Genomic DNA, 14,441 nt, shown 5'->3' on the forward strand with positions numbered 1-14,441 from the left:
CAGTAAGATTGACCCTGAGACGAAGACCCGGTGCGGAGCGACGAGACACGGGCCCGGAGCGGGGCCCGCGATCATCGTCCACGTCGGGTCGAGCCGATCGCGATCCGCGGGCAACCGCGGCGACCGGCGCGTTCGACCCGCACCCCGGAATTGTCCCCGGTGCCGGTCCGCGCGTCGACGTCGCGTCCTGTCCGCCGAACCCGCGCCCGACGCGCCACCAGGTGCGGACGGCGCGAGAAAGTGGCCGAGGGTGGCAGCGCAGGACAAGCAGGAGTACGGCGCCGGGTCGATCACCGTTCTCGAGGGGCTGGAGGCGGTCCGCAAGCGCCCCGGTATGTACATCGGGTCGACCGGTGAGCGCGGTCTGCACCACCTCGTGTGGGAGGTCGTCGACAACGCGGTGGACGAGGCGCTGGCCGGCCACTGCGACACCATCGACGTGGTGCTGCTCGCCGACGGCGGGGTCCGGGTCACCGACAACGGCCGGGGTTTCCCGGTCGACCTGCACCCGAAGTTGAAGAAGCCGGGTGTCGAGGTGGCGCTGACCGTGCTGCACGCGGGCGGCAAGTTCGACGGCAAGGCGTACGCGGTCTCCGGCGGTCTGCACGGCGTCGGCGTCTCCGTGGTGAACGCCCTCTCCACGAAGATGGCAGTGGAGATCCACAAGTCCGGCTTCGTCTGGCGGCAGCAGTACCACAACTCCAAGCCGACCCCGCTGGAGAAGGGCGAGTCGACCGACCGGACCGGCTCCGCCGTCGCCTTCTGGCCCGACGCGGGCGTGTTCGAGACGGTCGACTTCGACTTCCAGACCATCTACCGCCGGCTGCAGGAGATGGCCTTCCTCAACCGGGGCCTCACCATCCACCTGCTCGACGAGCGGGTCCCGGAGGAGGAGGACGGCCGGCAGCGCGAGGTCACCTTCTGCTACAAGGGCGGCATCGCCGACTTCGTCCGGCACCTCAACGCCTCGAAGAACCCGATCCACAAGACCGTGGTCGAGTTCGGCTCCGAGGAGGAGGGCATGTCGGTCGAGATCGCCATGCAGTGGAACGAGTCCTACGGCGAGTCGGTCTACACCTTCGCCAACACGATCAACACCCACGAGGGCGGCACCCACGAGGAGGGCTTCCGGGCCGCGCTGACCAGCGTCGTCAACCGCTACGGCGCCGACAAGAAGCTGCTCAAGGGCGACGAGAAACTCTCCGGCGAGGACATCCGCGAGGGCCTGGCCGCGATCATCTCGGTCAAGCTGGCCAACCCCCAGTTCGAGGGCCAGACCAAGACCAAGCTGGGCAACACCCCGGTGAAGAGCTTCGTGCAGCGGGTCTGCAACGACAGGTTGGTCGACTGGTTCGACCGCAACCCGGCCGAGGCGAAGATCATCATCCAGAAGGCGTCCCAGGCCGCCCGGGCCCGGATCGCCGCGCAGCAGGCGCGCAAGCTGGCCCGACGCAAGTCGCTGCTGGAATCCGGCTCGATGCCGGGCAAGCTGGCCGACTGCCAGTCCACCGACCCGCGCGAGTCCGAGGTCTTCATCGTCGAGGGCGACTCCGCAGGCGGCTCGGCCAAGCAGGGCCGCGACCCGCGGACCCAGGCGATCCTGCCGATCCGGGGCAAGATCCTCAACGTGGAGAAGGCCCGGATCGACCGGGTGCTGAAGAACAACGAGGTCCAGGCGCTGATCACCGCGCTGGGCACCGGCATCCACGACGACTTCGACATGGAGAAGCTGCGCTACCACAAGGTGGTGCTGATGGCCGACGCCGACGTCGACGGCCAGCACATCCAGACGCTGCTGCTCACGCTGCTCTTCCGCTTCATGCGCCCGCTGGTCGAGATGGGGCACGTCTACCTGGCCGCCCCGCCGCTCTACAAGATCAAGTGGAACAAGAAGGGCGACGACGCGCAGTACGCGTACTCGGACCGCGAGCGCGACGGCCTGATCGCGCTGCGCCAGCAGAAGAAGCCGAACGCGAAGCCGGACGACATCCAGCGGTTCAAGGGACTCGGGGAGATGAACTACCCCGAACTGTGGGAGACCACGATGAACCCGGCGACGCGTACGCTGCGTCAGGTCACGCTCGACGACGCGGCCACCGCCGACGAGTTGTTCAGCGTGCTGATGGGTGAGGACGTCGAGGCGCGCCGCTCGTTCATCCAGCGCAACGCCAAGGACGTCCGGTTCCTGGACATCTGACGGGTCCCGGCGGGCCGGCCGGTCATCCACCGGCCGGCCCGCCGATCCACAGGGTTATCCACAGCGCGGCCGGTATCCACAGCCGTTATCCACAGCACGAAAACGACTCTGAGTCTGATAAGGGTTAACAGTGACCGATATCCCCGAGTCCACACCCAACGAGCCCGAGCTCCCCGAGACCGTCGCCGCCGTCGTCGCGCACGACCGCATCGAACCGGTCGGGCTCGAGGTGGAGATGCAGCGCTCCTACCTCGACTACGCGATGAGCGTCATCGTCGGGCGGGCGCTGCCGGACGTCCGGGACGGGCTCAAGCCGGTCCACCGCAAGATCCTCTACGCCATGTTCGACTCCGGCTACCGGCCGGACCGGGGCTACGTGAAGTGCTCCCGCGTCGTCGGCGACGTGATGGGCCAGTTCCACCCGCACGGCGACTCGGCGATCTACGACGCGCTGGTCCGCATGGCGCAGCCCTGGTCGCTGCGCTACCCGCTGGTCGACGGCAACGGCAACTTCGGCTCGCCGGGTAACGATCCTGCTGCCGCCATGCGCTACTGCGTCACCGGGGACGCGCGGATCCGTACCGCCGAAGGGTCGGTCCGGATCGGTGAGATCGTGCCGGGCGCGGCGCCGAGCAGCGAGACGGACATCGAGCTCAAGGTCCGCGACCGCAACGGCGACCTGGTCCGCGCCTCGAAGTTCTTCCACTCCGGCGAGCACCCGACGCTGAAGCTGCGCACCCGCGAGGGGTACGAGCTGACCGGCACCCACAACCACCCAGTGCTCTGCCTGGTGGACGTGGCCGGCGTGCCGACCCTGCTGTGGAAGCTGCTCGCCGAGATCTCCCCGGGCGACCGGGTGGTCATCCAGCGCACGGTGCCGGACGAGATCGGCTACCCGATGCTGGAGCACGTCGAGGCGGCCGTCCTGGCCGGCGCCTTCGTCAGTGAGGGCTGGGTCTCGGAGAGGCGGGCGGGCTTCAACAACGTCGACCGCGAGTTCTTCGTCCGGGTCCTCGCGGCCTACGACCTGGCGGTGGGCGGCCCGCGGTACGTCAGCCAGCGCACCATCGCCTCCGGCAGTCAGCTGCACGAACTCGACGTCCAGGACCTCTCGGCCCTTCGGAAGAGCCCTCTCGGCGACTTGGTCGGGGCGCGCAGCGCCGCCAAGTTCGTGCCCGAGTTCGTCTGGCAGGGGCCGGCGGCGGTCAAGCGGGCCTTCCTCCAGGCGCTCTTCGAGGGCGACGGCTCCTCGTCGCTGCTGCCCCGCAACACCATCCAGGTCTCGTACTCGACCCGCAGCGAGCGGCTCGCCCGCGAGGTCCAGCAGTTGCTGCTGGAGTTCGGCGTGGTCAGCCGGCAGTGCCGGTACGACAGCGGCGAGATCAAGGTCGTGGTGACCAACCGTCGCGACGCGCGGATCTTCGCCGCCCAGGTCGGTTTCCTCGGCCGCAAGCAGGCCAAGCTGGAGTCCGAGCTGGCGTCTGTCCCGGCGACCAGCACCGCGCTCTCCGGCGACCACGTGCCGCTGGTGGGCGACTTCATCCGGGAACACGGCGCGACGCGCTGGACCGAGCGGGACTGGCTGCGCCGGCACAACGTCGACCGGATCGAGCGCTGGGAGCGGGACCGCGACGAGATCGCGGCCCGGATCACCGACGCCGAGGTGCTCGACGTGGTCGAGCCGCTGGTCGACGGCCGCTTCTACTACGCCGAGGTCGCCAGCGTCGTTGACGCCGGGGTTCAGCCGGTCTACAGCATCCGGGTGGACACCGACGACCACTCGTTCGTCTCGGACGGCTTCGTCAGCCACAACACCGAGTGCAAGCTCGACCCGCTGGCCATGGAGATGCTGCGGGACATCGACGAGGACACCGTCGACCTCCAGGACAACTACGACGGCCGGGCCAAGGAGCCCACCATCCTGCCGTCGCGGATCCCGAACCTGCTGGTCAACGGCTCCGAGGGCATCGCGGTCGGCATGGCCACCAAGATCCCGCCGCACAACCTGCGCGAGATCGGCGCGGCCGTGCAGTGGTGCCTGGAGCACCCGGAGGAGGACGAGGCCACCACCCTCGACGCGCTGCTGCAGATCGTCAAGGGACCGGACTTCCCCACCCACGGCCTGATCGTGGGCACGCAGGCGATCCAGGACGCGTACCGCACCGGACGGGGCTCGATCCGGATGCGGGCCGTCGTGGAGGTCGAGGAGGACAAGCGGGGCCGTCCCTGCCTGGTCGTCAGCGAGCTGCCCTACCAGGTGAACCCGGACAACCTGGCCGAGCGGATCGCCGAGCTGATCAAGGAGGGCAAGCTCGCCGGCATCGCCGACATCCGCGACGAGTCCTCCGGGCGTACCGGTATGCGGATCGTGCTCGTGCTCAAGCGCGACGCGGTCGCCAAGGTCGTGCTGAACAACCTCTACAAGCACACCCAGCTCCAGGAGACCTTCGGCGCCAACATGCTGGCGCTGGTCGACGGCGTGCCGCGCACGCTCAACCTGGCCCAGTTCATCCGCTACTACGTCGAGCACCAGATCGACGTGATCCGCCGCCGGACGGCCTTCCGGCTGCGCAAGGCGGAGGAGCGGGCGCACATCCTGCGCGGCCTGTCCAAGGCGCTGGACGCCCTCGACGAGGTGATCGCCCTGATCCGGCGCTCGCCCACGGTCGAGGACGCGCGGCAGGGCCTGATCCGGCTGCTGGAGATCGACGAGATCCAGGCGACCGCGATCCTCGACATGCAGTTGCGCCGGCTCGCCGCGCTGGAGCGGCAGCGCATCCTGGACGATCTGGCCAAGCTTGAGCTGGAGATCGCCGACCTCAAGGACATCCTCGCCAAGCCCGAGCGGCAGCGCAGGATCGTGGCGGAGGAGCTGGGCGAGATCGTCGCCAAGTGGGGCGACGAGCGACGGACCAAGATCGTGCCGTTCGAGGGCGAGGTCTCCATGGAGGACCTCATCGCCCGCGAGGACGTGGTGGTCACGATCACCCGTACGGGCTACGCGAAGCGGACCAAGGTCGACCTCTACCGTTCGCAGCGGCGCGGCGGCAAGGGTGTCAGCGGGGCGACGCTCCGGCAGGACGACATCGTCAGCCACTTCTTCGTATGCTCGACGCACGACTGGATGCTCTTCTTCACCAACAAGGGGCGCGTCTACCGGGCGAAGGCTTACGAGCTGCCGGAGGCCAGTAGGGTGGCCAAGGGCCAGCACGTGGCCAACCTGCTCGCGTTCCAGCCCGACGAGCAGATCGCGCAGATCATCGAGATTCCGAACTACCAGGTGGCCCCCTATCTGGTACTTGCCACGAAGAACGGCCTGGTGAAGAAGACTCGGCTCGAGGAGTTCGACTCCCCCCGGTCCGGCGGCATCATCGCGATCAACCTGCGCGACGAGGACGAGCTGGTCGGGGCGGCGCTCGTCGCCCCCGAGGAGGATCTGCTGCTGGTCTCGAAGAACGCGCAGGCGATCCGGTTCAGCGCGAGCGACGAGGCGCTGCGCCCGATGGGGCGGGCCACCTCGGGCGTGATCGGCATGCGCTTCAGCGAGGACGACGTCCTGCTGGCCATGGAGGTTGTCCGCGAAGGGCTGGACGTCCTGGTGGCCACGAACGGGGGATATGCGAAACGCACCCCGATCGAGGAATACCCCGTGCAGGGCCGGGGAGGTAAGGGCGTGCTGACCGCGAAGATCACCGAGCGGCGCGGTGGTCTGGTCGGCGCGGTGGTGATCGATCCGGACGACGAGCTGTTCGCGATCACCAGCAACGGTGGTGTCATCCGGACTCCGGTGAAGCCTGTACGCCGTACGCGTGACCGGAACACAATGGGGGTCAAGCTGATGGACCTCCCGGATGGCGTGACTATCGTGGCGATTGCTCGCAATGCCGACGAGCCTGACGAACAGGACTAGTTGAATGACGGAGACACAGGCGAAGTCGGGGAACACGGGGACCTCGGCCACCCCGGTCGACGAGGAGGCCGCGAAGAGCGGCACACCAGCGACCGGCCGCGCGGCCGTGGGTCGGGCCACCGTCCCCGCCGACGCGCCTGCCCCGAAATTCACCCGGGCTCCCGGAATGACACCGCCTCCGGACAAGCCCTCGGAGGACGGGGACGCGGCGGACAGGACCGAGGCGGTGGGGGGCGACAAGCCGGCCCCCGCCGCCAAGCCGGCCGCCGCCGCACCGACGACGACCCAGCCGCTGAGGGTCGGTGCCGGCCAGTCGACCGGCAGCACCGGGACACAGCCGCGGATCACCGGTGCCGGTGCCACCGGCACCCAACCCCGCGTCACGGGCACCGCGAAGCCGCAGTCGGAGGGCACCCGCCCGACCGGTGCCGGCCGCCCCGCCAACGGGGGCGGTCTGCCGCCGTCGATCAGCGGCGCCGCAGCCGTCGGGGCGGCACGCGTGGGTGACGCGGTACGCGCCGCGCGTACGTCGGTCAGCTCGGCCGCCTCGCGCGGACCGCGCCGGGCCCGGCTGAACCTCAAGCGGATCGACCCCTGGTCCGTCATGAAGTTCGCGTTCGCGGTCTCGGTGGTGCTCTTCATCGTCGTCGTGGTGGCCACCTCGGTGCTCTACCTGGCCCTCGACGCGATGGGCGTGTTCACCAGCGTCAACGACAGCCTGACCGACCTGGTCAGCGCGGGCGGCGGCCAGAGCACCAGCGGCTTCCAGATCACCGCCAAGGGCGTGATCCTCAGCTCGGCGCTGATCGGTCTGGTCAACGTCGTGCTGTTCACGGCGCTCGCCACGCTCGGGGCGTTCGTCTACAACGTCTGCGCGGACCTGGTCGGCGGCATCGAGCTGACCCTCGCCGAGCGCGACTGAATCACCTCGGAAGCCGGGGCACCGCCGAGCGCGGAGCCCCGGCTTCCGTGCGTTCCACGGCAGGTCACCGGGCGCCCTGAGCGGGCGTACGGGCGCCGTAATCGGCTGGGCCGCGCGGGTGGCCTCCGGTAGGTTCAGAGGCGACGGCAGGCGCCCGGACACCGCGACGGCCCCCGATTTGGGGCCGGGCGGACGGATGGGTTAACCTTGCTCGTCGCCACGCGGGGCTATAGCTCAGTCGGTTAGAGCGCAGAGCTGATAACTCTGAGGTCGCTGGTTCGATTCCAGCTAGCCCCACCGCACATCGTCCGACGGCAGTCGAGCGCGAGGGTAGGCACCATGTTCAAGAAGCTCCTGATCCTGGCCGGCGTCGTCGGTGTGGCAGCCGTGGTGGCCAGGAAGGTCAAGGCTTCCAACGACGAGCGCGCCCTGTGGCACGAGGCGACCACCGCGCCCGACCTGCGCTGATCCCGCTGGCACTGCCGGCACCGGCGGCGTCGTCCGCCCCGGGGGCCCTAGCTCAACTGGCAGAGCACTGCCTTTGCAAGGCAGGGGTTAGGGGTTCGAGTCCCCTGGGCTCCACCAGCACTTTCCTCGGTTGATCTCGACCCTGAGTACAGCCAAGCGGTCACGCCGTCCCCCCTCGCCAAGGATCCGGTCGATGGCCGAGGCAGCCTGGCGAGCCCGCGCCGTCGCGCGGAGCTGCTCGAAGCGCCGGTTCACGTTCCGCGGCTCCATCGGGGTGCCGATCGTGCTGGCGAACACGAAGGCAGCGAAACGGCCGCCAGCCGCTGACGACATCACGTGCTGGCCGGCATGAAGGTCACGCTGAGCGGCACCAGACGGCAACGGCTGACAGCCGAAGGTGCGCCCTGCCGGCGTTCGGGACGAACTGGGCAGCTTCGTCCTGCCAAGCTGAAGCTGCCGAAACTGGTCGGCCTTACCATTCCCCACGTGCAAGACGACAGCAGCGGGCACATCTGGCGCGAAGAGATGGCGAAGAGATCGCCGCTGGCTCATGACGCCCAGGCGCTCGGTCGGCTGATCGAGCAGGACCACGACCCGTCTGAGGTCGCGTACTACGAAGCGTTCGCGGACCCGGACGAGCAGGCGCTGGACGATGCGCAGCGGTCCTACGCCGGGCAGTACCTCCGTAGGTTGCGGCGGCTTGACGAGCAACGCAAGCACGCCAGGAGCGACCGCGAGCACTGACGGCTATACAGCCATCCGTACAGCCAAGCCGGCCGACATGCGAGGGTGACGGGCGACGGCCACCGACAAGCCGAGCAGGTCAGCTACGCCCGTCGACTCCAGCCGACAGCAGTCTTGATCTTTGCAAGGCAGGTCGGAGGCCGATGCCGTAGGAGCCCGGCTACGTCACGTCGGGTGCGCCGTGTCTGCTGCCACGTGGCCGGTACCTGACGACGCTGAGGGCGAGGAACGCGATCGCCAGCGCCGCCAGCGTCCACCCCGTGGCGGGGCCGAACACTCCGCTCAGGCGGCCGAGGTACCCCGCCGCGAGCAACAAGAAGGAGAGCCCACCGCACAGGAAGAACATCCCCGCGTCGATCGGCCGCCGCCACGTCCTCAGGACGAGAGGCGACATCCGTCGGGTCATCAGTAGACGAACACCGTAGCTGGCCAGGAGCAGGCCGCCGACACCCAACAGCACCTGGAACAAGTCCCGGGGGTCCATGGATCTGCCTCTACCCCGAGGACCTGGTCGACAACCAGGCGGGAACCGGTGGTCACGGACGGGCGTGTTCCCGCAGCAGCGCGAGGAGCCCGTGGCCGTCCTCGATCCGCGCGTCCGGCTCGACTCCGGGCAGGGCCGCCTCCCGGTCGGTCCGGGATGAACGCATGAGGATGGCGGCACCCGCGCCGGCGCGACGCGCGCAGACGACGTCCCGGTGCACGGTGTCGCCGACGAACCAGCAGTCGCCGATCGGCACCGTGATGGCGCGGGCCGCCAGCAGCGCCAGTTCCGGGTTCGGCTTCCGGGGCCCGGCCTCGTCGCTGTAGAACTCGGCCCCGAACAGCCCGGAGAGCCCCGCGGCGGCGAGGAAGTCCCGGTGGGCGGCGCCGCAGAGCGTGTTGCTGACGACCGCCATCGGCAGGCCGGCGTCGGCGGCGTGGCGCAGGGCCTCCGGGATGCCGGGCCGCACCGCCCACGTCTCACGCCAGGTCCAGGCGTACGCGAGCGGCGTCGCCTCCCGCTCGACGGCGTCGCGGGCCTCGCGCGGCCAGGACCGGGTCACGAAGTCGGCCCACACCTGGGCGTGCGGCAGCTCGACGGGGTCGCCCGTCCTGCCCACGTCGTCGCGCCACAGGGCGTACGCGCGGGCGCCCTCGCCGAGGTCCCGGGCGATCTGCTCGTCCGGCACGGCGCCGTCGACGACCTCGGCAAGCCGTCGCACCAGCCCCGGTGCGGCCGGCGGTGGGGGTGGCGCGTCGGCCAGGACGCCGCCGAAGTCCAGCAGGAGAGCCCGAGGGGTACGAAGCATGCCGCCATCCTCGCGCACCGGGGCGGCAGACGAGGGGGACCACGGTCCAGGGAACTGACCGCAGGAGCCCCCTCGCCCTGGTCGGGCTGCCCGGAAGGGTCGCGCTACGCCAGCGCGTCGACGGTCGGGCCCGCCGTCGTGCGGCTCCGGGTGACGCGGCGGCGTCGGGTGGGCAGCCCGAGCGTCGGGTTGGCGACGCCCCAGGCTGCGCCCCTGCAGACCAACTCCTTGTAGACGGCCGCGAGGCGCCCGGTCAGGGCCGCCCGCAGGGCGCGGTCGTCGGCGGTGACGTACTGGATCAGGCCCTCCCCGCGGCCGAGCGAGATGCACTGGTTGACGTAGCGGATCCGGCCGGTCGGGAGCTTGCCCCCGGCCAGGCGCGCCGCGATCGCGTCGGCGGCGTGCCAGGCGGTCGGAACTCCCGAGGCGCACGACATCCTCAGCGGCTTGTCGCCGGGGCCCATGACCATGGCGGCGTCGCCGACGGCGTAGACGTCCGGGTGCGAGACCGATCGCATGGTCGCGTCGACCACGATCTGGCCGGAGCCGGTCACCTCCAGGGCGGTCGCCCCCGCGATCGGGTGGACCGCGAAGCCGGTGGTCCACACGGTGACCGCCGCCGGGATGGTCCTGCCGTCGGCGGTGGTGACGCGGTCGGCTCCGACGCCGGTGACGGTGGCGTGCTCGTACGCGGTGATGCCGAGCTTGTCGAAGACCTTCCGCAGGTGACCGCGGCCCCGCCGGGAGAGCCAGTCGCCGAGACCGCCACGCGTGGCGAGGGCGACGTCGAGGTCCGGGCGGGCCTCCGCGATCTCCGTCACGGCCTCCAGGCCGGTGAGGCCGCCGCCGACGACGAGCACGGTACGCCCGGCGTCGAGGCGGGCCAGGCGCTCGCGTAGCCGGAGTGCTCCGGGACGGCTGGAGATCTCGTCGGCGTACTCGGCGGTGCCCGGGACGCCCTGCGGGTCCCAACCGCTGCCGAGGGCGTAGACGAGCGTGTCGTAGGCGAGTTCCTCGGCGCCGTGCGCGCCGGTGACGGCGACGGTCCTGCGGTCGACGTCGACGCCGGTGACCTTCGCGAGCCTCAGCCCGACGCCGGTGCCCGCGAACATCTCACGCAGTGGCCGGGGCTTGAGGTCCTGACCGGCCGCCAGTTGGTGCATGCGGACGCGTTCGACGAAGTCGGCCTCCTTGTCGACGAGGGTGATGGTCACGTCCTTCCGGTGGAGCCGCCTGGCGAGGCGGCCGGCGGCGATGGCTCCGGTGTAGCCGGCTCCGAGGACGACGATGCGGTGCGGCATGTCCAATCTCCTGTCTCGCGCGGGTCGCCACCTGAACCGGGTGGCCCGCCGTTTCCTGACAGGACTCGCACGTGAAGCACGTCACATGATGCTCAGAAGGCGTGGAACAGGGGCTCGCCGTGGTCGGTGGCGGCCCACTGCGCGGTGGCCCGTTCGAGCTTGTCGGGGTTGCCCTGGGCACGCAGCGCGGCGATGCCCTCGGCGGTGACCTCCAGGCACATGATCCCGACGACCCGGCCGTCGATGACGGCCACGACGGCGGGGTCGCCGTTGGCCGTCCAGGCGTGGACCTCGGGCGTGCCGCCGACCAGGGCGCGCTTGGCCTTGCCGGGCCTGAACAGCCCCCACAGGAACTTCGCGACCGCGACGGCGCCCTCGAACGCCCTGGCGCGGGCCGGGACCTTCCCGCCGCCGTCGCCGACCGCGATGGCGTCCTCGGTGAGCAGGCGTACGAGCGGCTCCACCCGGCCGCCGGTGGCGGCCGCCAGGAACTCCTCCACGACCCGCCGGGCGGCGGCCGCGTCGATCTCGGTACGGGCCCTGCCGTCCGCGACGTGCTTCCTGGCCCGGTGCAGGAGCTGCTGGCTGGCCGCCTCGGTGATGTCGAGGATCGCGGCGATCTCGCGGTGCGGGTAGCCGAATGCCTCCCGCAGCACGTACACCGCCCGCTCGCCGGGGGCGAGACGCTCCAGCAGGGTGAGGACCGCGTACGAGACCGATTCGCGCTGCTCGGCGGTCTCGGCCGGGCCGAGCATCGGGTCCCCGGCGAGCAGCGGCTCGGGAAGCCACTGGCCCACGTAGGTCTCGCGGCGCGCCCGTGCGGAGGTGAGCTGGTTGAGGCACAGGTTGGTGAGGACCTTCGTCAGCCAGGCCTCGGGGACCTCGATGCGCTCGACGTCGGCGGCCTGCCAGCGCAGGAACGTCTCCTGCACGGCGTCCTCGGCTTCGGTGGCGGAGCCGAGAAGGCGATAGGCGATGGCTTCCAGGCGGGGCCTGGTGGCCTCGAACCGCTCGACGTCGTTCGCGGTCGACGACATGGCCCGATCCTAGGCTCGCGGCACAACCGGATCCGGGCCACCGCCGATCCGACGCCGAATCCGGCAGGTTAGCGTCGCAGGTGTGACAACCGGATCCCCGCGCGTGCTCCCGGCCGACAGCGGCATCGCCGAGGCCGCCGCCGTCCTGCGTACCGGCGGGTTGGTGGCCTTTCCCACCGAGACCGTCTACGGGCTCGGGGCGAACGCGCTGGACGCCCGCGCGGCCGCCCGGATCTTCGAGGCGAAGGCGCGGCCCAGTTTCGATCCGCTGATCACGCATCTCCCCGACGCGGGCGAGCTGGAGAAGCTTATCGGGGCGGTCCCGCCGGCGGTGGCGGCGCTGGCGGAGCGTTTCTGGCCGGGGCCGCTGACGCTGATCGTGGACCGGCCGGCCGCCATCCCGCCGATCGTCACGTCCGGGCTGGCGACGATGGCGGTCCGGGTGCCGGACAACGCGTACGCGCGGGCGCTGATCGCCGAGGCCGGGGTGCCGGTGGCCGCGCCGAGCGCCAACCGGTTCGGCCAGCTCAGCCCCACCCGGGCCGAGCACGTGGTGCGGGGCCTGGGCGCCGCCGTGGACGTGGTGCTCGACGGCGGGCCGACGCGGTGCGGCATCGAGTCGACCATCGTGGACGCCCGGGCCGGTCGGCCGGTCGTGTTGCGCCTCGGGGCGCTGGCGCTGGAGGCGCTCGAGGAGGCCGCCGGCCCGGTGACCGTACGTCCGGGCAGCTCCGGACAGCCGGTCGCGCCCGGCACGTTGGCGGCGCACTACGCCCCGCGTACGCCGTTGCGGCTGGCGACGGGCGGCGAGCCGTCGGCGGCCGACGGGGTCCGGCGCGGCTTCCTGGCCTTCCGGGAGCCGCCGGCGGGCGACTGGGCTGCCGTGGAGGTGCTCTCCGCCGCCGGTGACCTGACCGAGGCCGCCGCGCGGCTGTTCGACGCGCTGCACGACCTGGACGCCACCGGGGTCGGCGAGATCGTGGTCGAGCCGGTCCCCGAGGCGGGGGTCGGCCGCGCGATCAACGATCGGCTGCGCCGTGCCGCGGCGACCTGGCGGCCGGCGGGCTGAGGCTGGCGCGGCCCCCGGTGGTGGGCCGCACGGTGCATGGGCCGGGACGGCGGGGGTAGGAGAAACGACAACAACCCCCCGGAAGTGAGGTGTCATGCCAATGCCGACCGCACGCGAGATCATGACGAACGACGTGACCTGCATCCGTGAGCAGGACGACCTCAAGACGGCCGCCAGGCAGATGGCGCAGTTGGGCGTGGGCTCGCTGCCGATCTGCGGGGACGACAACCGGCTCAAGGGCATGCTGACCGACCGCGACATCGTGGTCAAGGTGCTCGCCGAGGGCCGGGACCCGGGCCGGGTCACGGCTGGTGAGCTGGCCCAGGGCGAGGCGGTGACGATCGGCGCGGACGACGACGCGGCCGAGATCCTGCGGACCATGAGCGAGCACAAGGTGCGCCGGCTGCCGGTGATCGACGGGCACGAGCTCGTCGGCATCGTGGCCGTCGCCGACGTGGCCCGCTCCCTGCCCGAGCGCCCGGTGGGCGACCTCATCGAGGCCATCTCCGAGCGCGCCTGACCGCACGTCACGACGATCGCCGCCCTCCGGCCCGGCCGGGAGGCGGCGATCGACGTACGCGGGAACCCGGCGGGACCTGCCCGCCCCGGTGGGGACGGGCGGGCCGACGGCTCAGTCCGGCGGGGTGAGCGGGACGGTCTCGCCGCGGGCGATGGTGCGGACGCTCCCGGCGAAGCCACGCCGCCGGGCCTCCGCCACGAAGTGGCCCAGCGGCGAGCGGAACACCGGATAGTCGTCGTAGTGGATCGGCACGGTGAGCCTGGGGCGGACCAGCTCGACCAGGTCGGCGCCCTGCCGGGCGTCCATGGTGAGCAGGATGCCGGCGATCCGGGTGCCGCCCAGGTGGATCAGCATCGCGTCGATGTCCGGGTACCGCTCGGGGATCTCGGCCAGCATCGGCCGGTTCAGTGTGTCGCCGGTGACGTAGAGGCGGAATTCGCGGCTGCCGTCGCGTTCCAGGTCGATCATCGTGCCCATCACGTCGGGCATCAGCAGGTCCAGTGCGCCCGGCCCGTGCCTGCCCGGCACCGAGGTCAGCCGCAGCGTCTCGCCGTCGCGGCGCAGCTCGCGGGAGCTCCAGGTGGGCAGCCCCTCGGCGGCCCGGAAGCCCCAGCGGCGCAGCTTCCGTTCGGCGGCCGGGGTGGTGACGATCGGCAGCTCCCGGTCGAGTTCCCGGCGGGCCACGCGGTCGAAGTGGTCGCCGTGCAGGTGGGAGAGGACGACCGCGTCCAGCGACGGCAGTTGGGCGATCCGCAGCGCCGGATCCGTGCGTCGTCGCGACCAGAGCCCCTTGCCCAGGTACGCGCGCTGGCCCCGGTGCAGGAAGTTCGGGTCGGTCAGCAGGGTGAACCCGCCGATCCGCAGCACCGTGGTGGCGGTACCGATGAACGTGACCTCCGGCTGCGTCGTCAACATGCCACCTCCGCCCGTAGCCCTACCCGTGATCGGCGCGGCCATGCAGATCGACGTCCGGGCACGGCG

At 71.1% G+C, this 14,441-nt stretch carries 12 protein-coding genes and 2 tRNA genes; 9 read left to right on the plus strand and 5 right to left on the minus strand.

All coding sequences use genetic code 11. The annotated features are described in order from the left end of the window. Positions 1-250 precede the first annotated feature (250 nt). From gyrB to V6U77_RS02230, 7 genes are all read left to right on the plus strand, one after another. Entirely contained in the window at positions 251-2,197 is a 1,947-nt protein-coding gene (gene gyrB, locus V6U77_RS02200) for a DNA topoisomerase (ATP-hydrolyzing) subunit B (protein ID WP_334604403.1), read from the plus strand. Positions 2,198-2,459: 262 nt separating this feature from the next. Next, positions 2,460-6,107: an intein-containing DNA gyrase subunit A gene (gene gyrA / locus V6U77_RS02205; protein WP_442934364.1), complete on the plus strand. Its 3,648-nt coding sequence runs from the start codon at positions 2,460-2,462 to the stop codon at positions 6,105-6,107. A gap of 4 nt (positions 6,108-6,111) precedes the next feature. Continuing rightward, positions 6,112-7,029 carry a DUF3566 domain-containing protein gene (locus tag V6U77_RS02210; protein ID WP_334604405.1) on the plus strand — a complete coding sequence of 306 codons (918 nt, stop codon included), beginning with the start codon at positions 6,112-6,114 and terminating at the stop codon, positions 7,027-7,029. 223 nt (positions 7,030-7,252) lie between these two features. Further along, a tRNA-Ile gene (locus V6U77_RS02215) sits at positions 7,253-7,326 on the plus strand. 42 nt (positions 7,327-7,368) lie between these two features. Beyond that, on the plus strand, positions 7,369-7,497 hold the full coding sequence (locus tag V6U77_RS02220; RefSeq protein WP_210834795.1) for a DLW-39 family protein: 129 nt from the start codon (positions 7,369-7,371) through the stop codon (positions 7,495-7,497). Between the two features lie 41 nt (positions 7,498-7,538). Then, positions 7,539-7,614, plus strand: a tRNA-Ala gene (locus tag V6U77_RS02225). A 219-nt stretch (positions 7,615-7,833) separates the two neighbouring features. Continuing rightward, a complete protein-coding gene (locus V6U77_RS02230) occupies positions 7,834-8,241 on the plus strand; it encodes a hypothetical protein (RefSeq protein ID WP_334604407.1) in 408 nt (135 codons plus the stop codon). A gap of 160 nt (positions 8,242-8,401) precedes the next feature. Here V6U77_RS02230 and V6U77_RS02235 read toward each other — a convergent pair whose 3' ends face one another. The 4 genes from V6U77_RS02235 to V6U77_RS02250 form a co-directional block, all read right to left on the minus strand. After that, the gene (locus V6U77_RS02235; protein ID WP_334604409.1) at positions 8,402-8,725 is read right to left on the minus strand and encodes a hypothetical protein; all 324 of its coding nucleotides are present in this window, start codon (positions 8,723-8,725) and stop codon (positions 8,402-8,404) included. A gap of 52 nt (positions 8,726-8,777) precedes the next feature. Beyond that, a complete protein-coding gene (locus tag V6U77_RS02240) occupies positions 8,778-9,533 on the minus strand; it encodes an HAD family hydrolase (RefSeq protein WP_334604410.1) in 756 nt (251 codons plus the stop codon). A 104-nt stretch (positions 9,534-9,637) separates the two neighbouring features. After that, positions 9,638-10,834 carry an NAD(P)/FAD-dependent oxidoreductase gene (locus V6U77_RS02245; RefSeq protein WP_334604412.1) on the minus strand — a complete coding sequence of 399 codons (1,197 nt, stop codon included), beginning with the start codon at positions 10,832-10,834 and terminating at the stop codon, positions 9,638-9,640. A 92-nt stretch (positions 10,835-10,926) separates the two neighbouring features. Next, complete coding sequence (locus V6U77_RS02250; protein WP_334604413.1) at positions 10,927-11,871, minus strand: RNA polymerase sigma-70 factor; 945 nt, start codon at positions 11,869-11,871, stop codon at positions 10,927-10,929. 82 nt (positions 11,872-11,953) lie between these two features. Between V6U77_RS02250 and V6U77_RS02255 the strand changes: the two genes are divergently transcribed. Beyond that, complete coding sequence (locus tag V6U77_RS02255) at positions 11,954-12,940, plus strand: L-threonylcarbamoyladenylate synthase (RefSeq protein WP_334604414.1); 987 nt, start codon at positions 11,954-11,956, stop codon at positions 12,938-12,940. 100 nt (positions 12,941-13,040) lie between these two features. Continuing rightward, entirely contained in the window at positions 13,041-13,460 is a 420-nt protein-coding gene (locus tag V6U77_RS02260; RefSeq protein WP_334604415.1) for a CBS domain-containing protein, read from the plus strand. Positions 13,461-13,571: 111 nt separating this feature from the next. On the opposite strand, the gene V6U77_RS02265 is transcribed toward V6U77_RS02260, so the two are convergent. Next, positions 13,572-14,375 (minus strand): MBL fold metallo-hydrolase, encoded by an 804-nt coding sequence (locus V6U77_RS02265; RefSeq protein ID WP_334604416.1) that lies wholly within the window; start codon positions 14,373-14,375, stop codon positions 13,572-13,574. Positions 14,376-14,441 lie beyond the last annotated feature (66 nt).

This window comes from Micromonospora sp. CPCC 205546, from assembly GCF_036902715.1.
Lineage (GTDB): Bacteria > Actinomycetota > Actinomycetes > Mycobacteriales > Micromonosporaceae > Micromonospora.